The organism is Geobacter metallireducens GS-15 (assembly GCF_000012925.1).
Taxonomy (GTDB): domain Bacteria; phylum Desulfobacterota; class Desulfuromonadia; order Geobacterales; family Geobacteraceae; genus Geobacter; species Geobacter metallireducens.
In genome coordinates this window covers 1,215,520-1,240,841 of the sequence record NC_007517.1, presented here as the reverse complement: position 1 = coordinate 1,240,841, position 25,322 = coordinate 1,215,520, and the positions used below count along the sequence as shown (strand labels likewise).

The 25,322-nt window shown below is 61.4% G+C and carries 26 protein-coding genes and 1 pseudogene; 8 read left to right on the top strand and 19 right to left on the bottom strand.

The features are described from left to right. Positions 1-11 precede the first annotated feature (11 nt). The 3 genes and pseudogenes from istA to GMET_RS05600 all read left to right on the top strand — a co-directional run. Positions 12-1,037 (top strand): IS21-like element ISGme4 family transposase, encoded by a 1,026-nt coding sequence (istA, locus tag GMET_RS05610; protein WP_004514801.1) that lies wholly within the window; start codon positions 12-14, stop codon positions 1,035-1,037. Further along, complete coding sequence (gene istB, locus GMET_RS05605) at positions 1,034-1,828, top strand: IS21-like element ISGme4 family helper ATPase IstB (RefSeq protein ID WP_004514800.1); 795 nt, start codon at positions 1,034-1,036, stop codon at positions 1,826-1,828. Before istA ends, istB begins: the two co-directional genes overlap by 4 nt. A 70-nt stretch (positions 1,829-1,898) precedes the next feature. Then, positions 1,899-2,096 (top strand): annotated as a pseudogene (locus GMET_RS05600) (DNA/RNA nuclease SfsA); the annotation flags it as partial. Positions 2,097-2,140: 44 nt separating this feature from the next. Here GMET_RS05600 and GMET_RS05595 read toward each other — a convergent pair. From GMET_RS05595 to ald, 17 genes are all read right to left on the bottom strand, one after another. Beyond that, the gene (locus GMET_RS05595; RefSeq protein WP_004513771.1) at positions 2,141-2,692 is read right to left on the bottom strand and encodes a DUF6624 domain-containing protein; all 552 of its coding nucleotides are present in this window, start codon (positions 2,690-2,692) and stop codon (positions 2,141-2,143) included. An 84-nt stretch (positions 2,693-2,776) separates the two neighbouring features. After that, entirely contained in the window at positions 2,777-3,499 is a 723-nt protein-coding gene (locus GMET_RS05590) for a hypothetical protein (RefSeq protein ID WP_004513770.1), read from the bottom strand. Between the two features lie 428 nt (positions 3,500-3,927). After that, positions 3,928-5,358, bottom strand: coding sequence for a Ni/Fe hydrogenase subunit alpha (locus tag GMET_RS05585; RefSeq protein WP_004513769.1), 1,431 nt, complete (start codon positions 5,356-5,358; stop codon positions 3,928-3,930). Between the two features lie 7 nt (positions 5,359-5,365). Continuing rightward, positions 5,366-5,908, bottom strand: coding sequence for an oxidoreductase (locus GMET_RS05580; RefSeq protein ID WP_004513768.1), 543 nt, complete (start codon positions 5,906-5,908; stop codon positions 5,366-5,368). Between the two features lie 12 nt (positions 5,909-5,920). Then, the gene (gene hoxU, locus GMET_RS05575) at positions 5,921-6,637 is read right to left on the bottom strand and encodes a bidirectional hydrogenase complex protein HoxU (RefSeq protein ID WP_004513767.1); all 717 of its coding nucleotides are present in this window, start codon (positions 6,635-6,637) and stop codon (positions 5,921-5,923) included. Continuing rightward, complete coding sequence (locus GMET_RS05570; RefSeq protein WP_004513766.1) at positions 6,637-8,346, bottom strand: NuoF family protein; 1,710 nt, start codon at positions 8,344-8,346, stop codon at positions 6,637-6,639. The genes hoxU and GMET_RS05570 overlap by 1 nt, the downstream gene beginning before the upstream one ends. Next, complete coding sequence (hoxE, locus tag GMET_RS05565; RefSeq protein WP_004513765.1) at positions 8,343-8,960, bottom strand: bidirectional hydrogenase complex protein HoxE; 618 nt, start codon at positions 8,958-8,960, stop codon at positions 8,343-8,345. Before hoxE ends, GMET_RS05570 begins: the two co-directional genes overlap by 4 nt. Positions 8,961-9,028: 68 nt before the next feature. Then, entirely contained in the window at positions 9,029-9,367 is a 339-nt protein-coding gene (locus GMET_RS05560; RefSeq protein WP_004513764.1) for a DUF2845 domain-containing protein, read from the bottom strand. Positions 9,368-9,378: 11 nt separating this feature from the next. After that, entirely contained in the window at positions 9,379-9,987 is a 609-nt protein-coding gene (locus GMET_RS05555; protein ID WP_004513763.1) for an HD domain-containing protein, read from the bottom strand. After that, positions 9,987-10,457, bottom strand: coding sequence for a flavodoxin family protein (locus tag GMET_RS05550; RefSeq protein WP_004513762.1), 471 nt, complete (start codon positions 10,455-10,457; stop codon positions 9,987-9,989). Before GMET_RS05550 ends, GMET_RS05555 begins: the two co-directional genes overlap by 1 nt. Positions 10,458-10,483: 26 nt before the next feature. Further along, entirely contained in the window at positions 10,484-12,502 is a 2,019-nt protein-coding gene (locus GMET_RS05545) for a monovalent cation:proton antiporter family protein (RefSeq protein WP_004513761.1), read from the bottom strand. Further along, complete coding sequence (locus tag GMET_RS05540; RefSeq protein ID WP_004513760.1) at positions 12,502-13,575, bottom strand: mannose-1-phosphate guanylyltransferase; 1,074 nt, start codon at positions 13,573-13,575, stop codon at positions 12,502-12,504. The genes GMET_RS05545 and GMET_RS05540 overlap by 1 nt, the downstream gene beginning before the upstream one ends. Positions 13,576-13,684: 109 nt before the next feature. After that, a complete protein-coding gene (gene greB / locus GMET_RS05535; protein WP_004513759.1) occupies positions 13,685-14,170 on the bottom strand; it encodes a transcription elongation factor GreB in 486 nt (161 codons plus the stop codon). After that, positions 14,171-15,376 carry a 30S ribosomal protein S1 gene (rpsA, locus tag GMET_RS05530; protein WP_004513758.1) on the bottom strand — a complete coding sequence of 402 codons (1,206 nt, stop codon included), beginning with the start codon at positions 15,374-15,376 and terminating at the stop codon, positions 14,171-14,173. It abuts the gene before it with no gap. Between the two features lie 129 nt (positions 15,377-15,505). Further along, a complete protein-coding gene (locus GMET_RS05525) occupies positions 15,506-17,032 on the bottom strand; it encodes a hypothetical protein (RefSeq protein ID WP_004513757.1) in 1,527 nt (508 codons plus the stop codon). A gap of 58 nt (positions 17,033-17,090) precedes the next feature. Then, positions 17,091-17,324, bottom strand: coding sequence for a hypothetical protein (locus GMET_RS05520; protein WP_004513756.1), 234 nt, complete (start codon positions 17,322-17,324; stop codon positions 17,091-17,093). 14 nt (positions 17,325-17,338) lie between these two features. Beyond that, positions 17,339-18,436, bottom strand: coding sequence for an alanine dehydrogenase (gene ald / locus GMET_RS05515; RefSeq protein ID WP_004513755.1), 1,098 nt, complete (start codon positions 18,434-18,436; stop codon positions 17,339-17,341). Positions 18,437-18,597: 161 nt separating this feature from the next. Here ald and GMET_RS05510 point away from each other — a divergent pair, with 161 nt between their 5' ends. The 3 genes from GMET_RS05510 to GMET_RS05500 all read left to right on the top strand — a co-directional run bounded on the left by GMET_RS05510 (position 18,598) and on the right by GMET_RS05500 (position 20,832). Beyond that, entirely contained in the window at positions 18,598-19,212 is a 615-nt protein-coding gene (locus tag GMET_RS05510; protein ID WP_004513754.1) for a hypothetical protein, read from the top strand. A gap of 2 nt (positions 19,213-19,214) precedes the next feature. Further along, complete coding sequence (locus tag GMET_RS05505; RefSeq protein WP_004513753.1) at positions 19,215-20,006, top strand: sulfite exporter TauE/SafE family protein; 792 nt, start codon at positions 19,215-19,217, stop codon at positions 20,004-20,006. A 445-nt stretch (positions 20,007-20,451) separates the two neighbouring features. Continuing rightward, on the top strand, positions 20,452-20,832 hold the full coding sequence (locus GMET_RS05500) for a hypothetical protein (RefSeq protein ID WP_004513752.1): 381 nt from the start codon (positions 20,452-20,454) through the stop codon (positions 20,830-20,832). Between the two features lie 92 nt (positions 20,833-20,924). Here GMET_RS05500 and GMET_RS05495 read toward each other — a convergent pair whose 3' ends face one another. After that, positions 20,925-21,407 (bottom strand): ferritin family protein, encoded by a 483-nt coding sequence (locus GMET_RS05495; RefSeq protein WP_004513751.1) that lies wholly within the window; start codon positions 21,405-21,407, stop codon positions 20,925-20,927. Between the two features lie 359 nt (positions 21,408-21,766). Here GMET_RS05495 and GMET_RS05490 point away from each other — a divergent pair, with 359 nt between their 5' ends. Beyond that, a complete protein-coding gene (locus GMET_RS05490; protein ID WP_238379016.1) occupies positions 21,767-23,143 on the top strand; it encodes a cytochrome B6 in 1,377 nt (458 codons plus the stop codon). 98 nt (positions 23,144-23,241) lie between these two features. On the opposite strand, the gene GMET_RS05485 is transcribed toward GMET_RS05490, so the two are convergent. Continuing rightward, complete coding sequence (locus GMET_RS05485) at positions 23,242-24,201, bottom strand: hypothetical protein (protein WP_004513749.1); 960 nt, start codon at positions 24,199-24,201, stop codon at positions 23,242-23,244. 168 nt (positions 24,202-24,369) lie between these two features. Here GMET_RS05485 and GMET_RS05480 point away from each other — a divergent pair, with 168 nt between their 5' ends. Further along, on the top strand, positions 24,370-25,269 hold the full coding sequence (locus GMET_RS05480) for a polyphosphate kinase 2 family protein (protein WP_004513748.1): 900 nt from the start codon (positions 24,370-24,372) through the stop codon (positions 25,267-25,269). Positions 25,270-25,322: the final 53 nt, after the last annotated feature.

Here is a 25,322-nt window from a genome sequence, read left to right as displayed (position 1 = left end):
GGAGGGTCGGCATGATCGGAAAGGAAGAGTGTATGGAAGTCAGAATTCTCAAGAAACAGGGCAAAAGCATCCGGGAGATCTCGCGGATCACCGGGCTATGCCGAAACACGGTCAGGAAGTTCCTCAGATCAACGGCCGATCCCAGATACAAAGAACGGGCGAAGCGGCCGGGGAAGCTAGATCCATTTAAAGCCTTTCTCGAAGAGCGGGTGAAGGCGGCGCTGCCACACCGGATTCCTGCTCCGGTGCTTGCTCGGGAAATTGCCAGCTTTGGCTACGATGGCTGCGAGCGCACCGTAAGAACGTTTTTGGCGACACTTTACTCCCGTGTCACTCCGGAGCCGGTTGTCCGGTTTGAAACGGAGCCCGGCAAGCAGATGCAAGCCGACTGGTGCGAATTGCGCAGGGGTAAACACCCATTGTACGCGTTCGTTGGAACCCTTGGTTTCAGCCGCGATTCGTTCGTCGTCTTCACCACCAGCCAGGCCTTTGATGTCCTTCGTGAGTGCCATGAGATGGCATTTTCCTTCTTCGGCGGCGTCCCGCGTGAAGTGCTCTATGACAACATGAAGACTGTGGTTCTGGAGCGAAACGCCTTCGGCGAGGGCAAGCACCGCTTCCACTCCGGCCTGTGGGACACAGCCAAGCATTTCGGGTTTATCCCCCGGCTGTGCAAGCCGTACCGCGCCAAGACCAAGGGAAAGGTCGAGCGGTTCAACCGCTACCTGCGGTACAGCTTCTACTATCCGCTGGTCTCGCGCCTTAAGCAGGCAGGATTAACTCTCGATGTCGCGACCGCCAACATCGAGGTCCGTAACTGGCTTAATGACGTAGCCAACTGCCGAATCCATGGCGAGACCAGCGAGCGCCCCTGCGATCGTCTCAAGATCGAGCGCGCGGCAATGTCGCCGCTGCCGCCAAGGGTTAAGGTTGAGCAGGGCAAGCCGGAAGTCATCACTCCCATGCCGTGGCCGGTGATCCCACTTCAGCGCCCCGCCTCCTTCTATGATCAGATCCTTCAGGAGGGGCGGCTATGAGCGACATCCAGCACCAGCGTATGGTCACCCTCTGCGACGACTTGAAGTTTCTGGCGGTGACCGATGTGTACGCCGACCTTGCCGATGCTGCGGCAAAGCAGGAGTCGTCATACATCGACTATCTCGAGCAGGTACTCAAGGCCGAGAACGACGTCCGGCAGGGGCGCTCGCGCCACACCATGGCAAAGCTCGCGGGCTTTCCCGCGATCAAGACCCTTGAGGATTATGACTTCGATTTTGCCACCGGCGCCCCGAAGCAGCGAATCCTGGACCTATCGGCAATGGCGTTTCTGGAGCGTCGGGAGAATGTAATCCTGCTCGGTCCCAGCGGTACCGGCAAGACTCACCTCGCCATTGCCCTCGGCTACCGGGCAACCCAGTGCGGCGTGAAGGTGCGCTTCATTTCCGCTGCGGACCTGATGCTGCAACTCGAAAGCGCCCAGCGCCAGGGGCGGTACAAGGAAGTAATGCGGCGCAGTGTCCTGGGGCCGAGACTACTCATCATCGACGAGATTGGATACCTTCCGTTCAGCGAAACACAGGCAAACCTGTTCTTTCAGGTGATCGCCAAAAGGTACGAAACAGGTTCCGTCATCCTCACCTCGAACCTGAGCTTTGGGGAATGGGAACAGGCTTTCGGCGGCAACACGGCACTCACATCAGCAATGCTCGACCGGTTGCTGCACCACGCCCATGTCATTCAGATCAGGGGTGACAGCTACCGATTGAAAGAGAAGCGCCGAGCTGGCATTCTCGGGCAGCAACTGCCGACACCCCAGATGGATGATTAACCCAGGAAGGTGGGTCATTTTTCAATTGCCGATCAACCGGTAAAGTGGGTCAATTTTCGATTGCCGTTGACAGGGAGATCGCGGGGTGATTTTCTACGTGGTGCAGCGGGGGGACGGCGAGGCTGTTTCACCGGCCGACGCCATTGACCCGAAATACGGACAGCTCCTCCGGCTGGCCGTGGCGAGTGGCGTCGAGTCCCTCGCCTACCGGGCCCTGGTGACGCCGGAGGAGATCCGGCTTACGGAGCGGCTACCAGTGATCCTCTAAACCGAAATCACGAAGCGTGCAAGGCTGAGTTTTACGGGGAAAGGTCACTCGGCTTGGTTAGCCTTACGATTTCGGCGTATAGCATTCACCCTTTCCTGTATGCGCCTCGTCGCTTCGGCCAAGGTGCCCAATCCCATTTCCCTTCGCAAACTGTCAACTTCTACAGGATTCTCCATCGGCAACGGGAAGGCCGTACCGCTTTCATCGACATCGTGTTGCGTACCATAAATTTGAGGTTTCCAAGACATAGTGAGTACTCTGTCTTGTAGGTAAGCAAGGTGGCTCCCCTCCGCTTCCCCCCTTTTAACAGCCTCTCGAAGATGTGCCAAGCATGATTCCATGAATACAGTGTCAAGTACCGCATGCTGGACGATGAGCCAAGCAGCCTCGGCAGCTTCCTTACCTACCAGGCTAATCCCTGGCCATCCCTGCTGTCCGATGATTTCCTTTATGCGCTTGTTATTTCGCTCGTGGACGTCCTTAATTGTTGGATGGTATTCGACCGTACCCAATTCGCCAGAATCGATCAGCTCCTGCAATGTTTTCTGATCTTCATGTTGCATTGAGAGCAGCTCATCCCGAAGCTCATTGTTCAAGGTTGGCCTTCCTTTCTTTCAGGCTAACGGTAGAGAGCACAGCAGCGGAGCGAAGCGCAGACTGCTGCTGCGCTTTGTTATTTTTTATATAGCAAGTATCGCCTCTTCAATAATATCTGGATGAGCGTACCCGTGTTCAAAAGAAAAGCCCGAGTTGACAGACCATAGATAGCGAAATAATGTTTTCCTGTCGTCGTACTCTTGGCCTAGAGACTTCACGTACATGGAAACGTGCCTAATATGATTAATTTGCGAGAAGACTTTTTCAGTCTCAATATCAATCGTGTGTACCGCAAGCAGTATCTCGCTTATGAGTATATCAAATTCAACTGAAAGCTCTCTGAAGCAGTAATCATTAAAATTATTGACTACCCTGCTCCATCGTGTTTCACTTTCAGAAACTTTGGTTTCAAAATACTGTCTGAAACTTTTCTTGTCCATGAGCTCTTCTATTAAATTTCCTGCATATGTAGCACCCTGAGCAGACACAAGTATTCGAATTGTTTCATATCTGAAGGCTTCGTACTGGCGAAGTAAGTGGTTTCGTATTCTTATCCTTTTCTGGCGCTCGGGAAGCCGTGAAACAAGGACGTACACAAAAAGGCCGACCAGCATGCCAACGGCAAGATTGAAGATTAGTTGATTGCCATTTTCGAATTGTAGTATTGCACGGCCGATACAGGTTTTATTAAGGCTCGACGGGAGATAATCATCGCTTGCCTTAACCATAAAGAAGGCACTAATACTGGCGATTATCACCAAAATTACGTCAATCTTGAAAAAGCGCCTCGTTTTATCTTGGATCATAATTCACTCTTGAAAATAACTACTTATTAATAGGTTTTCCTATATATAGGAAACCGCAATAGGTATCCTATATAGGAAACTTACAGCATCTGGTTCCACTTCTGAAGTCCTCTGAAATTATCGTCTCAAGCTCAGTTCCACGAATCAATCAATACGGCATCAGCCACAATGTTGCCTGTGCGTCCCATGTCAAAATTTTCCATGCAATTCGGCTTGCCAACGCTTTAAACAAAGGCATTTCCAGCTGAAATATACGCAGTCTTCGGCAGGGTGTAAATTAAAATTCTCAAGGAAATAGATGACAATGTTTCGGTTTTTTGCCACCTGACCACAGGCTAAGAGTCTGGCTTCACGCACCGTGGAATCGATGATGCCAAGGTCGCGGATTGATCTTGAGAAGTGGTTGCTCTTGGGGGAAACCGCCAGGGTTAGCTCGCTATCTCATCCACCACCGTCCCATCCGGCGCCAGGAGCAACACCTGGAACGGCATTCTGCCGTAGACGTGAGTGGCGCAGGAGAGGCACGGGTCGTAGGCGCGGATGCCGTGCTCGATCCGGTTCAGAATCCCCTCGCTCACTTTCCCCCCCTTGATATGCGACCTGGCCACCTCCAGGATGGTCCGGTTCATGGCCAGGTTGTTCTGCCCGGTGGCAATGAGGAGGTTGAGGCGCAGAATGAGGCCGTCGTCGTCCACCTCGTAGTCGTGGAAGAGGGTCCCCCGGGGGGCTTCGCAGAAGCCGACGCCGTGTCGGCGGTTGACCCCCGCCTCGCTCCGGACGTGACGGTCAAGGATGGCGGGATCGTCCAGCAACTCGCCAATCCGCTCCAGGGCGTGGAGGATCTCTATGAGCCGGGCATGGTGGTAGTGGAAGCTGCCGGTGACCACCCCTCCCGTGCCCCGCAGCTGCCGGAATGTCTGCAGTTCCCGGTCAGCCTCGGGGGTGCCGGCCCGTTCGCAGAGGTTAAGACGGGCCAGGGGCCCCACCCGGAACATCCCTCCCCCATCACGCCCGGCATGGTTGCGGTAGAAAGGGAATTTCATGTAGCTCCACGGTTCGCTCCTCTCGCCGATGGCGAGGTCGTAGTGGTCAGGGGGGACCTCCTCCACCACGGCACCGGAGCTGTCGGTAAAGCGGAGCATGCCGTCGTAGTGCTCGAGTCCTCCGTCCTCCCCCACAAGGCCGGCGAACAGGGAGGGAAAATCGCCGTAGGTGCCGACCTCGGCGCCATGGCGTCCGTAGATCTCGTCGAGCAGCTCGAAAGCCGAGCGGATGATGGCAATTCCCTCGGGGAGTAGTTCGACGACCTTCCGGCGCCGCTCGGCATCAAGGGGCTCCCGGACCCCACCGGGGACGGCCCAGGAGGGGTGGACCCTCTCACCCGCCAGGTTGCTCACGATCTGCTGGCCGATCTGCCGCAGCCTGATACCGCGCCGGGCCACGTCGGGGCGACTCTCCAGAAGCCCCCAGAGGCTGCGGCGGGACGGGTCGTGGTCCATCCCCAGGAGGAGATCGGCGGCGCAGAGGTGGAAAAAGCTGAGGGCGTGGCTCTGGATGAGGGAGGCCAGGTTGGCGATGCGCCGCAGCTGCTCTGCGGCCGGGGGGATATCCACGCCGAGGATGGCGTCGCCGGCCCGGGCGGAGGCGATGGAGTGGCTGATGGGGCAGATGCCGCAGATGCGGGCCGTTATGCCCGGCATCTCCCAGATGCTCCGCCCTACGCAGAAGGCCTCGAAGCCCCGGAACTCGGTGACGTGGAGCCGGGCGTCCGCCACGGAGCCGGCATCATCGAGCCGGATGGTGATGGTGGCATGCCCCTCGATGCGGGTGACGGGGTCTATGGTAATGGTGCGTGACATGGCAATCCTATCCGAAGGTGAGCATATCTGATTCGAGATGAACCGGTTCCCCCCGCAGGAGGCACCCGATGGCGGTCCAGATCCTCTCCGGGTCCGGGGGGCAGCCGGGGAGAAACCCGTCCACCGCGATCACCTGATGGAGGGGGAGCGCCCGGGGGAGAAGCTCCGGCACTGCATTGTAGTCCATGGCGGGAACGCTCCCTTCCCCACAGCTCAGGAAGGTTGCCAGGACGTCGGCCACCGGCAGTTGGTTCCGCAGGCTCGTCACGTTGCCAGTCACGGCGCAGTCGCCCAGGCTCACGACAATGCGGCTCCGTTCCCGCAGCATCAAGGCCATGGCCAGGTTGGCCCGATTAGTGACTGCCCCCTCCACGAGGGTCACGTCCACCTTCCGGGGGAATTCCTTCGCATCCATAAAAGGGCCGTAGACCATGTCGGCCAGGCCGGCCAGCTCCACGAGCCGCTCGTCCAGATCGAGAAAGCTCATGTGGCACCCCGAGCAGCCACCGAGCCAGACCGTGGCGAACCGGATCCTTCCCCGCCTACCCATTGCCGCCCCCCGTCATTCCTGCCATCCCTTCTTGTCCCGTCCCTCGATAACCCGCGTGAGCATGCCGGCATCCTTCACCATCTCGCCCACCGCTGCCCCTTTGGTGAAGAGGGCGCCGGTGGGGCAGACCTGGACGCACTTGCCGCAACTGGTGCAGGTTTCGCTCCGCCCCCAGGGATGGTTCAGGTCGGCGATGACCCGGCTCCGGACTCCACGGCAGGAGACATCCCAGGTATGGACCCCTTCGACCTCGTCGCAGACCCTCACGCAGCGGGTGCAGAGGATGCAGCGGTTGTGGTCGATGCCGAACCGCTCGTGGGAGAGGTCCATGGTGAGCCGGGGGGAGAGGTACTCGTAGCGGACATGGTCGACCCCCAGAGTGGCTGCCACCGTCTGGAGCTCGCAGTTTCCGGCGGAGACGCAGACGGCGCAGTAGTGGTTGCGCTCGGCAAAGAGGAGTTCCACGATCATGCGGCGGTAGCGGATGAGCCGGTCGGTGGCGGTCCGGACCACCATCCCCTCCCGGGCGGCGGTGCTGCAGGCGGGCATGGGGCGGGGGCTTCCCTCCACCTCCACGATGCAGAGCCGGCATCCCCCCCGCTCGGAAAGCCCCTCCAGGTGACAGAGGGTGGGAAGCGCCAAGCCGTGCTCGCGGATCACCTGGAGGAGCGTCTCCCCCCGCCGGCCGCTCACCAGCTCGCCGTCGATGGTCAGGGTCACGACCGACATCACGCCTCCTCCCCGGCACCACCCATGGCGTGCAGCAGCGCCTCCTGCTCGGGGCCGGCGGGCACTTCCGCCATGGAGCAGACGCCGGCCGCGCAACGGTGCCGGCTGATGTGTTCCACGTACTCGTCCCGGAAGTAGCGGAGCGTACTCAAGACCGGGTTGGGGGCGGTCATGCCGAGGCCGCAGAGGCTCGCGGCCCCCACCAGCTCGCAGAGTTCCTCCAGCTTCGCCAGGTCGTCCATGGTGGCGGTCCCCCCCGTGATCCTCCGCAGCAGCCGGTGCATCTCCACAGTGCCGACCCGGCAGGGGACGCACTTGCCGCAGCTCTCGTCCCGGCAGAAATCCAGAAAGAAGGAAGCCACGTCGGGCATGCAGCTCGTCTCGTCCATTATGATGAGCCCCCCTGACCCCATGATGGTGCCGACCCGCTGCATGCTCTCGTAGTCGAGGGGAGTGTCCAGCTCCCCGGACGGGATGCACCCTCCCGACGGCCCCCCCGACTGGGCCGCCTTGAAGCGCTTCCCGCCGGGAATGCCGCCGCCGATGTCAAAGACCACCTCCCGCAGGGTCGTCCCCATGGGGACCTCGATGAGCCCCGCGATCTCCACCTGGCCGGCAAGGGCGTAGACCTTGGTCCCCTTGCTTCCGGCCGAGCCGATCCCCGCGTACCAGTTCCCCCCTTTCCCCATGATGGCCGGCACGGTGGCGAGGGTCTCCACGTTGTTGATGAGGGTGGGGCATCCCCAGAGCCCCTGCTGGGCCGGATAGGGGGGGCGCTGTCGCGGCTGGCCCCGTCTCCCCATGATGGAGGCCATGAGCGACGTTTCCTCGCCGCAGACAAAGGCGCCGGCGCCGGTGCGGATATCGATCCGGAAGTTGAAATTGCTCCCGAAGACCCGGCTCCCCAGGAGCCCCGCGCGTTCCGCGGCTCGGATGGCCGCCTCCAGCCGCCTCCCCGCCAGGTAGTACTCGCCCCGCACATAGATGAACCCCTGTTCGGCGCCGATGGCGTATCCGGCCAAGGCCATCCCCTCCAGGATCCGGTGGGGATCCGACTCCATGATGGAGCGGTCCATGTAGGCGCCGGGGTCTCCCTCGTCGCCGTTGGCCACCACATACTTCCGCTCGCCGTTGGCCTTGCGGGCCAGGTTCCACTTGACGCCGGTGGGGTAACCGGCGCCCCCCCTCCCCCGGAGGCCCGAGACGGACACCTCGCGGCAGACGTCGTCGGGGGTCAGCTCGTGGAGGGCATGGGCCAGGGCGCCGTACCCCCCGGCAGCCACGTATTCCTCGACCCGCTCGGGGTTGATGGAGCCGCTGTTGGCCAGCACCACCTTCATCTGACGAGCCAGGAACGGGAAATCCGGCGGCAGGGCCGACACTGTCGGCGGCCGGCGCCCCTTGGCGAGGGAAAGGAGTATCTGCCGCGCCAGCTCGGGGGTGACCCGCTCGAAGATGATCTCCTTCTTCCCCTGCTGGCGTACCTTGACGAGGGGCCCCCTGCTGCACGGCCCCATGCACCCGCTGGCCACTGCCTCGATCTCGGCGTCAAGGCGGCTCTCGGCCAGCGCCTTCCGCAGGGAATCGAGAACCGTCTGGGCCCCCGCCGACAGGCACGGCGTACCGGCGCAGACCATGATCCGGCAACGGAACCGCTCCTGACGCTCCTGCTCCGCCTCGGCCATATGCCTGAGATCAGCCCTGTTCATGGGGTTCTCCCCCCTCCCCCCTCCTGCCGCACCCCTCCCTCATCGTTCGGCCGGGGCCGGCCGCTCTCCTGAAGCGCCTTTACCGCGACAACGGCCGAATCGGGGGTGCATTGTCCCACCGTCTCCCCGTCAAGAACCATGACTGGCGCCTGGCCGCAACTACCAAGGCACCGGATTGTGGAGAGCGTGAGGCCACCGTCTTCGGTGGTCTTGCCGGCCTTGACCCTGAACTCCTGCTCAAGGCGCACAAGGATCTCGGCGGATCGCTTCACATAGCAGGCCGTGCCGGTGCAGACGACGCAGGTATGGGCGCCGCGGGGTTCAAGGGAAAAGAAGTGGTAGAAGGTGGCGACCCCGTAGACCTGGCTGAAGGGGATTTTCAACTGCCTCGCCACGTGGGCCATGAGCTCGTCGCTCAGGTAGCCGAAGGCCTCCTGGGCCACGTGGAGCACCTCAATGAGGGCGTCGGCCCGGCACTGGAACTGCTTGATGGTCCGTTCCACCGCCTGGAAACGGGGATCGGATGTCAATTCTGTAGGAGTAGAGGGGGTCTGAGAGATGCTCTCGGGGGTGATTTCCGATGATTGGAGGGTAAAGCGGCTGGTGCGTCCCATGGGTCTTACCTCCTCTTCAGAAGTAAACCACGGGCTCCGGCAAAAACAACTCTGTTTACTTTACTTCGTCAGTATCCCCATTCCAGGCTCTCGATCTGCGCTACTTTGCCATTCTCGAAGATAACCCGGTACATGAACTCGTTGGGTCCAAAGTTATAGGTCCAGTCGTCCACCGAAACTTTCGTGTAGGTGCGGCTGACGCCGGGCTTTACGCTGCCGCCGACTTCCACCTGCTCCCGCTGGGAAGAGAAAGCGGGGGGGCCGCACTTCTGCAGCACCTCGGGGATGGCGTCGCCGATGGAAACGATCCCCCCTCTGCAGATCATGGTGCCGGTCTCGGTGGCGCCAGCATTCCACGGAACCAGCGCCAAAAGGATGATGCCGATGAACCCTGTTTTCCCGTTCATGAACTACCCCCTCACGAATCCGCCCAACCTTTGGTGACGTCGGCGTACATGTCGGCCAGCTGCCCGATCTTCACCCCCTTGTCGCTCCCTCCCCGGGAGCCGGCGGCGTCGGCGTCGCAGACCTCCAGAAGGAGCGGAAAGAGGGGGTGCTCCATGAACCGGCGCTGCTTGGGCGAAAGCCGTGCGCCGGGGGTCAGGTTCCAAGAGAAGTGGAAGGTGTGATGCTTGACGAGCCACGTCACGTCGGCAGCAAGGTGCGGGAAGCCGAGCCGCGTCATGATGGCAGACACCTCCCCGGCCCCGGCTTCCGCATGCCCCCAGGAGCGCCACCGTCCCTTGATGAAGGCGGTGGTTTCGGCCTTTCCGATATCGTGGAGGAGCACCCCCCAGAAGACGCGGGGGTCGGCGTCGTCAGGGACGGCTTCCATGGCGAGCATGGTGTGGGTCCAGGCGTCCCCCTCGGCATGGTACTGCTCGGGCTGGAGAACGCCGCGCAGTCGGACCACTTCAGGGAGCCGCGCATCGAAGCTCCCGTCAGCGAGCCACCGCTCGACCAGCTCCCGGCAGTGACGGGCGGATTCCATCCCCCCGCTGCCGTTATGGAGCCCCCCGGCGGTCATCAGATCCTTTTCACGAGCGCCGCGAATTTGTCCACCAGTACACCGACCTCGTCGGCGATCCGCCCGTCGGGAGCCCCAACGGCCACGGGACCGTAGTGGCCGGCCGAGGTGAGCCCCTGGACGACGCAACCGTGGATCAGGAATGCCTTGAGGATATCGAGGACCACCGTGTCGCCGCCCCCCCCGATCATCCCCTCGGAGGTGAAGGCGGCCGCCGCCTTGCCGTCGAGCTTCTTGAAGTACTTGACGCTCTCGTCCACGAACTTCTTCACCGGCCACGCCATGGTGCCGAAGTAGTTGGGGGAACCGACGATGAAGCCGTCGTAGGAGGGGAGCGTGTCGAGCTCCACCTCTTCCACCTTCCTGAGGTCAACGGCTACATCCTTCGTGGCGAGGCCGTCGGCGATCATCCGCGCCATCTTCTCGGTGTTGCCGCTGCGGGAGTAGTAGGTTACGAGAACTTTCTTCATGGTTTCCTCCTGTTGATTGTGGTGTGTCAGTGGGCGCCCAAAACCGCTGTCCCCTTCGAGGGTACCGTCGGCGCCTCGAAGAGCCGCGCTGCGGCAGCCAACTGTTCCGGCGTGCCGAGAAGCAGCACGATGTCACCCTCCTGCAACACCCAGACCGGATCGGGGTTGGGAGTCACTTCGTCACCCCGCTTGATGACCAGGAGTGTTGCTCCCGAGCGGCTCCGCAGCGTGCCCTGGCGGAGGCTCTCACCCTCCAGGGGCGCCCCCTTCTTGACCCGGAAGCTCCCGATCTCGGCGCCGGTCAGGTAGCCGGCGATGCCGACGGCGTGGCTGTGGCGACGGCTCATGGTGCGGAACATGTCGTAGGAATCCCGCCGGATCTCGGCAACGCAGTGGTCGATCTGGTCGTGGGGGACGAGGAAATTGCGCAGGACCCGCGAGAAAATCTCGATGGAGGTTTCGAACTCCTCGGGGATCACCTCATTGGCCCCTATTTTGTACAAGGGCTCCATTTCAAGGATATAACGGGTGCGAACGATGATGTGGATCGTCGGGCTCATCTGCCGCGCCTGGGCCACGACCCGGCGGCTGGCGGCGGCGTCGGAAATGGCGATGACGATGATGCGGGCATGCTCCACGGCGGCATGGGTCAGGACCTCGGGCCGCGAGGCGTCGCCGAACATGATGCGAGTCCCCTTGCTCTTCTCGGCGGATACCGTAAAGGGGTTGGTCTCGATGATAACATGGCGAATTTTTTGTGCCTTCAGCACCCGGGAAAGGTTCTTGCCGTTGACCCCGAAGCCGACCACGATCACATGGTCCGAAAGAGTGACCTTCTTCTCCTTCCCGCGCAGGACTCCCCTTCCCCGCGTCAGTGGAGCCGGCAGAATCCGCACCAGCCATGCGGCAACCGGGGCGCCGATCTTCAGACAGAGCGGGGTGAGGGCCATGGTGGCCACTGAAGCAGCCAGAAAGACCTGATAGTGCTCCTTGGAGAGCAGGCCGTGCTGCACACCTGTCTGGCAGAGGATAAAAGAGAATTCGCCGATCTGGGCCAGGGCAAGCCCCGTAACGATGCCGACGCGGGCAGGAACTCCCAGGGCCACGGCAGCTCCACCTGTGACCAGGAACTTGACCACCAGGATGATTACAACGAGAGAGCCCACCAGGAGCGGCTGCTTCAGGATGACCGAGGGATCCAGGAGCATCCCGACAGAGATGAAGAAGAGGCTCATGAAGGCGTCGCGGAACGGGATGATGTCCCCCAAGGCCTGGTGGCTGTACTCCGATTCGGAGATGGCGAGGCCGGCAATGAATGCCCCGAGGGCAAGGGAGAGTCCCACCTGTGCCGTAAGCCAGGCAGTGCCGAAGCCGATGAAGATGATGGTCAGGATGAAAAGTTCGCGGCTGCGGCTCTTGACCACCTGCTCGAAGAGCCAGGGGACCGCGAACCGGGAGCCGAAGTGGGCGATCACCACCACGGCCACCGCCTTGGCCGACACGAGGAGAATTCCCGTCCAGCCATTGCCGGCCCCAGCCAGGAAGGGGGTGAAGAGCATGAGCGGCACCACGCAGAGGTCCTGAAAGATCAAGATGCCCAGGGCCATCTTGCCGTGGGGGGTGTCCATCTCCCCGCTGTCCATGAGGAGCTTCATGAGAATGGCGGTGCTGGAGAGGGCCACCAGGAAGCCGTAGAAGGTGGCCTGGGGGAGCGTCGAACCGAAGGCGACGGCCAGGGCGGCCACGATGAGGATGGTGACCCCCACCTGCATCCCGCCCCCCCAGAAGACCAGATGCTTGATCCGCATCAGCTCCTTGAGGGAGAACTCGATGCCGATGGTGAAGAGAAGGAGCACCACCCCGATCTCGGCCATCTGCTCCACCTGATGGGTGTCCTCGATGAGCCCGAGGGCGTAGGGGCCGGCCAGGATGCCGGTGGCGAGAAAGCCAATGATGGAGGGGAGCATGAACCGGCGCAGGAGCACCACCGTGAACACGGCCAGGCCGAACAGGATCTCCAGATCTTTGAGGACTTCGTAACTCATCAGAGGCAGCGCCTCAGGCCGCGCCGCTCCAGCTCCTCCACCACTTTCTTCACGTCCTGGGCCCTGTCCTTGGCGCAGACCAGGAGGGCGTCGGGGGTATCGACCACCACGAGATCCCGAACCCCGACCAGTGCCATGAGCTTCTCGCCACGGAGGATGCAGCCGGCGGCATCGGCAATGACCGTTTCCGGCGCGCCGATGACCACGTTGCCGGCCGCGTCGGGCTCCATCACCTCGGGGAGCGCGCTCCAGCTCCCCACGTCGCTCCACCCGAAGGAAGCCGGGATCATGGCCACACTATCGGCCTTCTCCATGACGCCATAGTCGATGGACTCCCCTTTGACCATGGCGTAAACCGCCTCGATCTGGGGGGCCAGGTCGGCCGGTTCCCAGATGTCGGGGGAAAAGGTGATGCCGGCAAAGGCCTGAGCCAGTTCCGGCATATGGGCTGCCATCTGGCCAAGGATCACGTCGGCACGCCAGAGGAACATGCCGCTGTTCCAGAAGAAGGTGCCGGCGGCAAGGAACTCCAGGGCCCTCTCGCGGTCGGGCTTTTCCACGAACCTCTTTACCGGGTAGGGCCCGTCACCCCGCAGCGATGTCTCGGCCTCGATGTAGCCGTAACCGGTCTCGGGGCGGTCAGGGGTGATTCCCAGGGTGACCAGGTAGCCGTTCAGGGCCGCCTCCCTCCCCTTCTGGATGGTGGCACAGAATGCATCCTCGTCACGGATGAAATGGTCAGCGGGGAGCACCGCCATCACCGCTTCGGGGTCGTGGCGGGCAATGAGGGTGGCGGCGAGGCAGATGGCGGGGGCCGTGTTGCGCCCCAGGGGTTCCTCGATCACCTCGATCCGGACGCCCCGCAGATACTCCAGCTGGCGCCGGGTTTCCTCGGCCTGGAGGTGGTTGGTGATCACGAGTATTCGCTTGGGGTTAAGGGGGAGAACCCGTTCCGCGGTTCGCTGGAGCATCGACTTGCCGCCGAAGACCGACATGAGTTGCTTGGGATGGAGTTTGCGGGACAGGGGCCAGAAACGGGTGCCGGAGCCGCCGGCGAGGATGACGACGTACATGGGGAGAACCTCCTGAGTTTAAGAATCCAGGAGTCAGGAGTCAGAATTCAGGATTCAGAAGCCAGGCGGTTTACCCATTCTGAATTCTGACTCCTGGTTTCTGAATTCTTCAAGAAAGTGGCTGGTAGGCGACTTCGAGCACCGTAAAGACCGCTTCCCCGGCCGGCCGGCGGACAGGGACCTCGTCCCCCTCGTTCCGGCCGAGAAGCGCTTTCCCCATGGGGGAGTCGATGCTGATGAATCCTTTTGAGGCGTCGGTCTCGTCGGGGCCGACGACGCGGTAGATCACCTCGTCACCCTCCTCGGTTTCGAGCCTGATCCAGGCGCCGAAAAAGACCTTGCCAGTGGCGGGAGGGGGATCCTCGACCACGGTGAGGTGGTCGAGGCGCTGGGTGAGGAAGCGGATGCGGCGGTCGATCTCCCGCAGCCGCTTCTTGCCGTAGATATACTCGGCGTTTTCCGAACGGTCCCCCTCGGCGGCGGCGTCGGAAACGCCCTGGGTGACACGGGGGCGTTCCTCCTTCCAGAGCCAGGCAAGCTCGTCGCGGAGTTTCTTCGCCCCCTCGGGGGTGATGTAGTCGGACTGCTTTGCCACTTACCTCTTCTCTTCGATCTTGGCCTTGAGGAGGTCGCCGAAAGAGCCCATGGATTCCTTCGAGGAAGACGTGGCCTGCTGGCGGAAGGAGGCGACGCTCTTCTCCTCCTCTTCGGCGGCACGGCTCACCTCGGCAAGGGCCAGGGAAAGGCGGCGGGCTTCACGATCGACACCGTCCACCTTCACTTCGACGGTCTCTCCCTCTTTCAGCACGTCGCTGGGGTGGTTGATCCGCTTCCCCTTGCCGAGCTTGGAGATGTGGATCAGCCCGTCGATGCCAGGGGCGAGGGTCACGAAGGCGCCGAAGGCGGCAAGGCGCGCCACGGTGCCGGTGTGGTAGGACCCCTCGGGGAACTGCTCGGCCACGGTGGTCCAGGGATCGGCCAGGGTATCCTTGAGGCTGAGGGAGATCTTGCCGGCTTCCCAGTCGATTTTCTTGATGACCACGCTCACCTGCTCGCCCACGGAAAGGACGTCGCGGACGTGCTTGACGCGGGTCCACCCCACCTCGGAAACGGGGATGAGGCCATCGACCCCGCCCAGGTCCACGAAGGCGCCGAAGTCGGCAAGACGAGTCACGGTGCCGGTGACGGTCATTCCCTCCAGGAGAACCTCCTTGAGGGCTTCCCGCTTGACCCGCTGCTCCTCCTCGAGGATCTGGCGGTGGGAAAGGACGATGTTGCGGCCCCGCTCGCTATACTCAGTGACCTTGAAGAGGAGGTGCTTTCCCACGAACTCGGCCGGATTCTCGGCGCGGCGGAGCGAGATCTGGGAGAAGGGGCAGAAGGCGCGGGTGGTGCCGCTGAGCCTCACTTCAAATCCGCCCTTGATCTCCTTGACGACGAACCCTTCCACGGGAATGCCGGAGCGATGGGCTTCCTCAAGCTGGGCATTGGCCGCGGCGCCGGCCCCCAGTTTGGTGGTGAACCGCATCTCGTTGCGCACGCTCCCCGTGAACCAGGCGGTGATGGTGTCACCCTCGGCAACGGTCAGGTTCCCTTCGGCGTCCTGGAGCTCCTTGCGCTCCATGACCCCTTCGCCCTTCTTGCCGATATCGATGAAAACCCACTCGGCGCCTATCTTGAGGATCTTCCCCTCCACCTTCGAGCCTGGGCGCAGACGCTGGGTCTCGCTATTGCTTTTCTCGAAAAGCTCGGCAAAGCTCTCCTCTTCGGTTTCAACTACGTCTTTCTCGTCCATGTCCATGTTCTATGACTCCGTCGTGAAATGGCAACAGTTGGTAAAAAGTTGCGAATAGTACAAACTAATCGAAATAGCGCGTTAAGTCAAGCTTGTGAAGCCTTTTCTCAGCCGTGATGTGAAGAACGTTCCCGCTTACATCGGAACCGGGTAATTCTGCACAAGGAAAGTTTCCCTGCCAAGATTCCACGAAGTGTCCGTGAACACCTCCTGACGGGTGACTTTCAGCTTTGTGAAGAGCCTGTCGCACATGGCGTTATCGGGCTCATGGTGCCATACCCACATGTTCCCGTATCCGAGCCAGTGATAGGTCACGTAAAATCCGTTCGATTTCTTGCCAAAGAGGTTGGTCTCCGTTCCGGCGCGGTATTCAACCCAGTAGTTGCGGTTTTTACTCTCATAGGCCTGTTTGTCCGCTTCGGTATAGCGGGGGAGAAAGGCGGGATCATCCGATGACGTCATGTGGTGCCACTTGATCTTCACCAGATCCTTCCAGACGGAAATTTCCATAAGCCGGCTTGCCTCCCGTCTCAGGTCGCCGTCTTCCTCCGGCCAACAGCGGGAGCCGTCCTCCCGCTCAAGGGCCATTCCCATCTCCGAGAGTTTGCCCCAGTCGGAATAAACGGCGCCCTGCATCTTCTGGATGGAGGTGATGAGTTTGTTGAAGAGGTCAGCGAGACCGTCGCGGGCGTTAACGAGGGCCACTGCCAGGGTGGCAGCGTTCGGCCCCTGGTCCTGCAGCATCCAGCTGAACAGGGCGCCGAGGGCACCGGATACGACCCCGGAGCCGGGAAACGGCAGCGCTCCCACCCCCTTGGCCACCAGGCTGAACATCCCCTGGATGAGGAGGTTGACTCCCTGGTTCTTGTCGAGCTTCACCAGGCCGCCGACGGTTTCCACGACGCCGCTGTTGGCGATGAACACGTTCTGCACGAAGTGCGTCAGCGCTTCAAAATGCGACTTGCACAGGAACCGGTAGTGAATCTCAAGCCGCAGCTGATCGCAAACCTGCTGCCAGGCGGATTCGGAAAAATCATTGGGGCGGTGCAGCCGATCGAGGGCCGCTTCGTCGAGCCGGTCGCCGTGGGGATCGAACCTGAGTTGCTGGGCGATGACGTCGAAGGCGCGCTTCGCCTCTCCTTCGAACTGGGGAAAACCGACGGTGCTCGACGTTTGCAGAAGCGTCGTCGTGTTCATGTCGATCGCGAAGAAGCGCCGCTTCTCCTCGATGCTCTCCATGAGCTCGACCGCCATTGCGCGCCCCCTGGCCGACCGCGAGGCGTCATGGAGGGGTGACACGGTAAGTGATCTCATGGCGCGGGCGGTTTCCGCCAGAAGGGTAAGACGAAACCCCATGCACCCGTCATGGGCAACCACGACCGGAAGCTGCACCGCCGGTGCGAGGGGCGCTCCCTTCACTCCGCGAACCGCGCCTGCATGTTCCATGGGCACGGGTTCGGCAAGCATCGGGCACTGCTTTCCCTTTGCCCATTCATCCGGCGCCGCGAAGCGGAACAGATGCCGCACGCGGCTGACGGGAACCGTCACGAACCGTTTCGGCGCACCGTCCTTCCCCACCTCCACATCGAGGTACTCACCGTTGGCAGCCTTCACCAGCCAGGCACCATTGAGCATCAATTGAGAAACGGGTCGTTTTTCCATTCTCTTCCTCCCTGGCGTTCCACGCCTGAACCAACAGAGCCGATTTCCCGCAAACTCGTCACACCAGCGACCACTCGTCACCCGTCTCATCGTGGCAGATGACGTAGGTTCGCCAGTCGCTCCCCTTCACCCGGAAGCAGCGCCGGCGCCGCTTCGAGAAATGGTTTTCCTCCGTCCAGAGGTCGAGGAGCTTCATGACATCCACCTGCACCCCGCCCACCACAAAGGCCCGCGGGCACTCCTCGCCCCGATAGCCCGCATAGGCAATCACCTCGATTCGACCGCTCGCCATGGGATCCCCCTTTGTCAGGAAAAAAGTGAAAACGGCAGATCCAGCGCCTGGGCCAGGGCACGGTGGACCACGGCGCCGCGCCAGGTATTGAGGGCGCCGGCCAGGGCCGGATCGGCCCGAAGCGCATCCTCGATTCCCCGGTCGGCCAGGGCCTTCACGCAGGGGAGCGTTGCATTGGTGAGGGCCAGGGTCGAGGTACGAGGATAGGCGCCGGGCATGTTCGCCACGGTATAGTGGATGACGCCGTCCACAATGTAGACCGGGTCGTCGTGAGTGGTGGGGCGGCTCGTCTCGGCGCAGCCCCCCTGGTCGATGGAGACGTCGACAATGACTGACCCGCGCTTCATAGTGCCGAGGGCCGACCGGTCGATGAGAAGAGGGGTCCGCCCCCCCGGCACGAGCACTGCGCCGACCACCAAGTCTGCCCGCGAAAGTTCCTCCGCCAGGGACTCCCGGTTCAGGGCCACGGTCCGGGCCCTTCCGGCCAGAATTTCGTCGAGCCGCTGAAGCCGATCGATCCCCCGGTTCATAACCACCGTTTCCATGCCGAGGCCGGCGCAGACCCTCGCAGCGCCGCTCCCCACCACGCCGGCCCCCAGGATGAGGGCGCGGGCGGCGGGCACCCCCGGCACCCCCGAGGGAAGGACCCCCGTCCCCCCGAGAACCCGCTGGAGATGGTATCCCCCCACCAGCGGCGCCATGCGGCCCGCCACCTCGCTCATGGGGGCCAGAAGCGGCAGCGTCCCTCCCTTCTCGAAGGTCTCGTAACCGATTCCCGTGACCCCCCTCTCCAGGAGCAGCTCCGCGAGGGGACGGTTGGGGGCCAGGTGCAGGTAGGTGAAAAGGGCCTGCCCTTGTCTCAGCAGGCCGTACTCGGACGGAAGCGGCTCCTTCACCTTCACGAGGAGCTCCGCCGGGCCGAAGACCTCTTCCCTGCCGCAGACCCGGGCTCCAACCCGCAGGTATTCCCCGTCGGCAAAACCGCTCCCCTCTCCGGCTCCGGTTTCCACGAGAACCGTGTGTCCCCCCCGCGCCAACTCTGCAATACCGGCCGGCGTCATGCCGACCCGGTACTCGTGGGTCTTGATCTCCCGCGGCACTCCGACGATCATGGTGTTACCCTCCGCGCATGGCATTAGGATTGATGCATTAGATGCAAGTATACCCGCCCGGGCATCGTCGTCCACCGGGGTACCGCGCGGATTCGGCAAATCCTCGCGACAAGCGGGGCGGTTTCGGGTATAACAACACCTTCAAGCCCAAAGGAGCCCCCATGGACTACCGGATCAACGAGCTCATCGAACGGATCAAGGCTCTCGAAGAAGAACTTGAAACCGAATTCGAAAAAAAACGTGAGGAGTTCCATCTCATCGTCGAGGAGAAGCGGGTCCGCTTTGCCCGGGAGGTGGTGGAACAGCAGCGGCGGCTCAAGACGGGGGCGCTCCGCTACATCGCCGAAGCCCAACCCCTGGCCCTCCTGAGTGCACCGATCATCTACGCCGGCTTTATCCCGTTTCTCCTCCTTGACTTCTTCATCACCACTTACCAGGCGATCTGCTTCCCCATCTACGGCATCCCCAAGGTGCGCCGTCGCGACTACCTTGTCTTCGACCGAGAAGACCTCCCCTACCTGAACGTGATCGAAAAGTTCAACTGCTTTTACTGCTCGTACGCTAACGGCCTTGCCACCTATCTGCGGGAGGTGGCGGCCCGCACGGAGCAGTACTGGTGCCCCATCAAGCACGCCCGGCGCATCCTGGCCCCCCACACCCGCTACAGCCGCTTCTTCGAGTACGGCGACGCCGAGAGTTTCCGCAAGGGACTGGAACGACTGAGAGCCGAATTTGAACGGAACAACGGCAAAAACGGCAAGAAGGGGGAAAGATAGCCATGTTCCTGCTGGCCTACCTGGCCCTCGGCGCCTTTGCCGGCGTCCTGGCGGGGCTTCTCGGCGTGGGGGGAGGAATCGTCATCGTGCCGGCCCTCACCTTCCTCTTCACCGCCCAGGGGCTTCCCGCTCCCTACATCGCCCACCTGGCGCTGGGGACCTCCCTCGCCACCATCATCTTCACCTCGGTGTCGAGCCTGCGAGCCCACCATGGCCGGGGAGCCGTAGAGTGGCGGGTGGTGCGCCGCATCTCCGCCGGCATCGTCGCCGGCACCCTGGCCGGGAGCTGGGTGGCGGCACAGCTGTCGACCCGCTCCCTCAAGGTCTTCTTCGTGGTCTTCCTCTACTACGTGGCAATCCAGATGCTCCTCAACATCCGGCCCAAACCCTCGCGCCAACTGCCGGGCACGGGAGGGATGCTCGGCGTCGGGGGGGTCATCGGAGCGGTTTCCAGCCTCGTGGGGATCGGCGGCGGGAGCCTGTCGGTCCCGTTCATGGTCTGGTGCAACATATCAATGCACAATGCCATCGGCACCTCGGCCGCCATTGGCTTCCCCATAGCCCTGGCCGGAGCTGCCGGCTACATGGCGAACGGCCTCGTGGTCACGTCCCTTCCCCCCTGGTCCGTCGGTTTTGTGTACCTCCCGGCCCTGGCCGGCATCGCCCTGGCGAGCGTCATTACTGCCCCCTTCGGCGCACGCCTTGCCCACAACCTTCCCGTATCAGGCCTCAAGAAGATCTTCGCCCTGCTCCTCATCGTCATGGGGACAAAGCTCCTTTCAGGGCTCCTGTAAGAACGTGATGGCTCCCCCAATATCGCCCTGAAATATCTCCCGCTCCCCCGACTAAGAGAAAAATAATTGTTGCCGCCGCACCCGGCCATCCAAGGAAAAAACGGACACTTCGCCATATAACCGTTTTTCAGCCACGACCACGCCAAAACGTGTCACTATCTCCAAGAGATAAAACAGTCGCAACCATCTATTTTTTCGATTAATTAATCACCCATCCGTCGTGAGTCACACCCCGCCACTACCGAATTTCGTCAAAAGACCATTTATAACACACTCAAATTATTATTAATTCACAATTCAATATAATAAAATACTCGTACTTTCAATAAGTTGCCATCAAACCTCCAACCACATCACGTCTGAATCTTTAAGTCAATTGACGGCAATGCTTTTGCTCTTTCCCTGACAAAGACAAAACTTCCGGACCACTCTCAGGGAGGACCCAATGGAAACGCTCTATACCGTCATGGCATTCATAACCGTATCCGTGGCAGCCATTCTCATACCTCGCATGATGATCGACTGGCAACGGTGCCGGGAGTTCCTCCGGGACAGCGACGGGGAGGCGCTGCGCCGGTTTGTGGCCGAACAAAGGCAATGGATCGTGCGGCACGGCATGTGCGCCGCGGGAGCAATCGGCATGGTCGCCGTCATCACCTGCGCCCCGGGAATGGCCGCCTACGAAAGACTGGCCGGTGTAATGACCGCCTACGGCATGATGACCCTCACCTTCATGTTCATCGAATCGCTTCTGGCCCAACGGGCCGAGAGCCTGCTCCAGGCACGCTCCGCTTCCGTGGAACAGGCCCGGGAATTCGGCAACTAGCGTTGCCAAAACAAAAGGCGGAACGTTTCCGTTCCGCCTTTGACAGTTGTTATGCCCTGAATGTGTCGATCTGCCTATCCCTTACCCGCACCTTACCGGTCGCGGGTTTTTGTTTGTCGATCATAGGCCTCCCTGAGCCGGCTCACATGGATCTTATCGTCCATCATCAGGGCGTTGAAAAACTTTCTGCACATCTCGTCCTCGAAGTCCACCACATACTGTACATGCATCCCTGACAGATCCTCCTCCAGCTTGATTGCCGAATGGAAGGCCTCCTCCAGCGTGGGGCAACTCAGTTTCACTCTGTCGATGGCAAACTGGAGTTCCTTAAGGATGTATTCAACCCGGCAGGGGTCAAGGTTTACCTCCCTTATGACTCCGTCCCTCATCTTCAAAGCAAGCCGGAACTGGTTGGCGTGGTCCTCCTCCTCGCGGGCGGCCCGGCGCCACATCCGGGCAACATCCAGATCGTGCGTGAAACAGTCGGCATAGAGATCATACAGTTCCATGCTCTTGAGCTCGATCTCGGCACACTTGTGAAGCACCGTCATCATATCGACTGACATTCTTGCCATGGTTTCACCCTCCATCCTCTACGACTACAGCCGCACCGGTCGATGCCTCTGCCGAATTATTCATTCCCAGCATTCTATCTGCAAATCCGGTTCCCATCTTTTGTGGCCACGAACACCGTCTCCCACCTCCGGCAATTGACAAGGGCTCTTTATGGGGTATTTATCTATAAGCACCTGTAATTCAATGCACATTCCATTCACTTCCCACTAATCCCCCCCCCATTTGTCTCGGCCCCTCCAGAAAGATCGGGAAACATCAAACAGGACGGTGTCGAAAGTCGGCGCAACGTCGCCGATGCCACCTCAGAGCGAAAGGAGAGTTCACCATGGATGGAAAGAACCGACCAAGCACACGGAGAATGGTCCTGTTGGCAGGAGCGGTTGCCTTGGCAAGCGCCACGGTCACCCTGGCTGAAGAACGGATTGTCGGCAAGACGAGCTATGCGCCGGTCGCAGGCACCGAAGCATTTTCGACCGTCAAGGAAACCATGGAGAAGCAGAAGACTGCCGTGATGAAGCGCCAGATGGACCTCCTCGGGATGCGGTACGATCTGGCTGACAAAGCGATGCAGGGGGTTACCATGTCCCGGGGCAAGGGGGTGCAGGAGGGGGTGCGGGTCAAGCTTCCCGCGGGGACAACCTGGCAGCAGCTTGCGGCCATGTCCCCGGAAACCATCAGGGAGAAGGGACTGTTCCCCAAGGGGTTCTTGCCGCTCCCCCACCCCAATCATCCCGAGGGGGGGATGGTCTTCCCCAAGTTTCACATCGATGAAGTCAAAAAACAGACCGCCAGAGACCTGACCCGCTTCGATCTCGACTTCGACATCCCCGACCACTTCCTTCCCGAATTTCCGGCTCCCATCTACCTGACCACCCGCCCCGACCTGGGGGACGTCTCCCAGGGGAAGCTGGTGACCACCCAGAACTTCTTCGAGCTCTTCAACGGCATTCTCAACCCGAAGCAACTGGAGGGGCTGCGGCTGCTTCTCACCCCCTTCCCCCAGCAGCAGTTCAACGCCACCACTGACCGCCGCTCGGCCGAGCCGAGCCTGGGGGTTGCCTGCTTCGACTGTCACGCCAACGGCCACACCAATGCCTCGACCCACCTGGTGGGGGACATCCGGCCCCAGGAACTGCGTCACCGTCTTGACACGCCCCCCCTGCGGGGAGTCAATATCCAACGGCTGTTCGGCTCCCAGCGGGCGATGAAGAGCGTCGAGGACTTCACCGAATTCGAACAGCGGGCCGCCTACTTCGACGGCGACCCGGTGATCGCCACCAAGAAGGGGGTGAACATCCTGGAGCGAGGCAGCCAGGTCCACTTCATGGCCGAATTCCAGAATATCCTCGATTTCCCGCCGGCTCCCAAACTGACGGTCTTCGGCAAGCTCGACCCGGAAAAGGCCGGCGAGGCCGAACTGCGGGGCCAGGAGATATTCTTCGGCAAGGCCCGCTGTGCCGAGTGCCACCCCGCCCCCTACTACACCGACAACCTGATGCACAACCTGCGGACAGAGCGCTTCTACAGGCCGGAGACCATGAACGGCAGGCTGGCAAGCGCCGACGGCCCCATCAAGACATTCCCCCTCCGCGGCATCAAGGAATCCCCCCCGTACCTGCATGACGGGAGGCTCCTGACCCTTGCGGACACCATCGAGTTCTTCAATCTGGTTACCGGCGTCAAGCTCACCGACGAGGAGAAGAAGGACCTCCTGGCCTTCATGCTGACCCTGTAAACCCCGTCGATGGCACAGCCCATTCGACCCATGAAAACAGGAAAGGGCGGGGATTATCCCCCGCCCTTTCCGATACCAGCGCCGTCACCGCACAGCCGCTACGGCTTCACCGCCGCTGCCATGGCCTCGCGCTTCTGCCGCGCCCGGGCATCGATCTCCCGCGCCAGTTCGTCGTAGGCCACCAGGTTCTTGATGATCGGCAGATCCTTGCGTGCCGTTTCCTCGAAGAGGGTGAGCCTGTTATTGAACGCTCCGGCCTGGCTCGTGAGCCCCTCGATGCTCGAGGCCAGATAGCTTTTGTCTTTCTTGTAGGCGTCGTTGCGGGTGATGAAGGCCTTGGTCCTGGCCCAGTATTCGTCACTCCCTCCCACATAGCTGTCCAGGGTCTTCAGGAACGACAGGGTGGAGGCGGAGATGTCGGCGGAGGTCCGCAGCTTGGCCTGGACATCGGTCATGGACCGCAGGAATTCCCCGTCGGCAAAGCGGACAGCGGCGGAGACCCGGGCGGGATCGGGGCGTTTCGGGTCGATGCCGCCGGCCAGGGCCAGGTACTGGTCGGAGATTTTCAGGTACGTGGCAATGGAACCCGAGGCGGCATTGAGGGAGAGGACCCCCTGGGAGACGAACTTGGTCAGCATCGACGCCTGCCCCGCGTAGGGGATGGGGAGAACCTTGGCGGCTCCGGCCACCACCGAGCCGGCCTGGATGTACTTCTCGTATCCCGCAAGGCTTGAGCTCATCCAGGTGACGAAGGTCCTGAAGTCGGTCATGGTCTGGCGCTGGGCGCGAGTATTGGCCGCCAGGCTCTGGAGATGGTGGAGATTTCTCGCCAGGAGCTCATCGCTGGAAACGACCGGGGCGCACTCCATATCCCGGATCTTCTGCTCCAGCCGGGACTGTTCCGCCTTGAGGGCAGCAAGGGCCTCATCCTGGCGCTTGAGCGTCTCTTCGCAGAGGGGAGGAGACGGCTGGGGGAGCACTTCGTCGTCGGCGCGCGACGTTGGTGAACAGACAAGAACCAAAGCCATGCAGGCCAAGGCGATCAGCGGGGTTTTCACGGGGGGGGTTCCTTTCTTCAGGTGATGCGCAACAACGTGGGATAGTACCCCTCCCCCAGCCTCTCTGTCCAGCGTTTCATGGCAGCCGGGCAGGTTGAAGCAGGGAGCGCCCGTGGTAGTATGGATAGGTCGGGAATCGCCCCAGTGGGGCCAACGAGGAGCCAAACCATGAGCGAGACGATCAAAAAAGCCAAATCCTTTGCCAAGAGCTTTCGGGTGGAAGAGGGTAAGAAGTTCAGGCTCAAGGACCACGACCCCAACGAGACTCTCGGGCTCAAGCACGAGGAGGGGATCAAGGACCGGTCCGCCGAGTTCCTCCAGCAGGGGGTCGAAATTCTTGCGGAGATGCAGGAGATGCTCTATGCCCAGGACCGGTGGGGACTCCTCCTCATCTTCCAGGCCATGGATGCGGCCGGGAAAGACGGCGCCATCAAGCACGTCATGTCCGGTGTCAACCCCCAGGGATGCCAGGTTTTCAACTTCAAGGCCCCTTCAGCGGAGGAACTGGATCACGACTTCCTCTGGCGGAGCGGCAAGTGCCTCCCCGAGCGGGGGCGGATCGGCATTTTCAACCGTTCCTACTACGAAGAGGTCCTGGTCGTCAGGGTCCACCGGGAACTCCTCGAAAAGCAGAAGCTCCCGCCGCAACTGGTGACGAAAGATATCTGGAAGGAGCGTTACGAGGACATCAACGCCTACGAGCGCTACCTGACCCGCAACGGCATCGCCATCCGCAAATTTTTTCTCAACGTGTCGCGGGGGGAGCAGAAGAAGCGCTTCCTGGAGCGGCTCGACAATCCGGACAAGAACTGGAAATTCTCGGTGGCCGATGCCCAGGAGCGCCGGCACTGGGACAAATACATGGACGCCTACGAGGATATGATCCGTCACACCGCCACTGAATACGCCCCCTGGTATGTGGTGCCGGCGGACAACAAGTGGTTCAGCCGCCTGGTGGTGGCGGGAGGCATCATCGAGGCCCTCGACGGGCTGCAACTCGCCTACCCCGAGGTGGACGAGGCGAAACGGAAGGAGTTGGCCGCGGCCCGGGCGATGCTTGAGGGGTGAAACAGGGCATGGCGGGAAAGGGGCATATTCCTCGAAAGACCTTGACAGCCGTA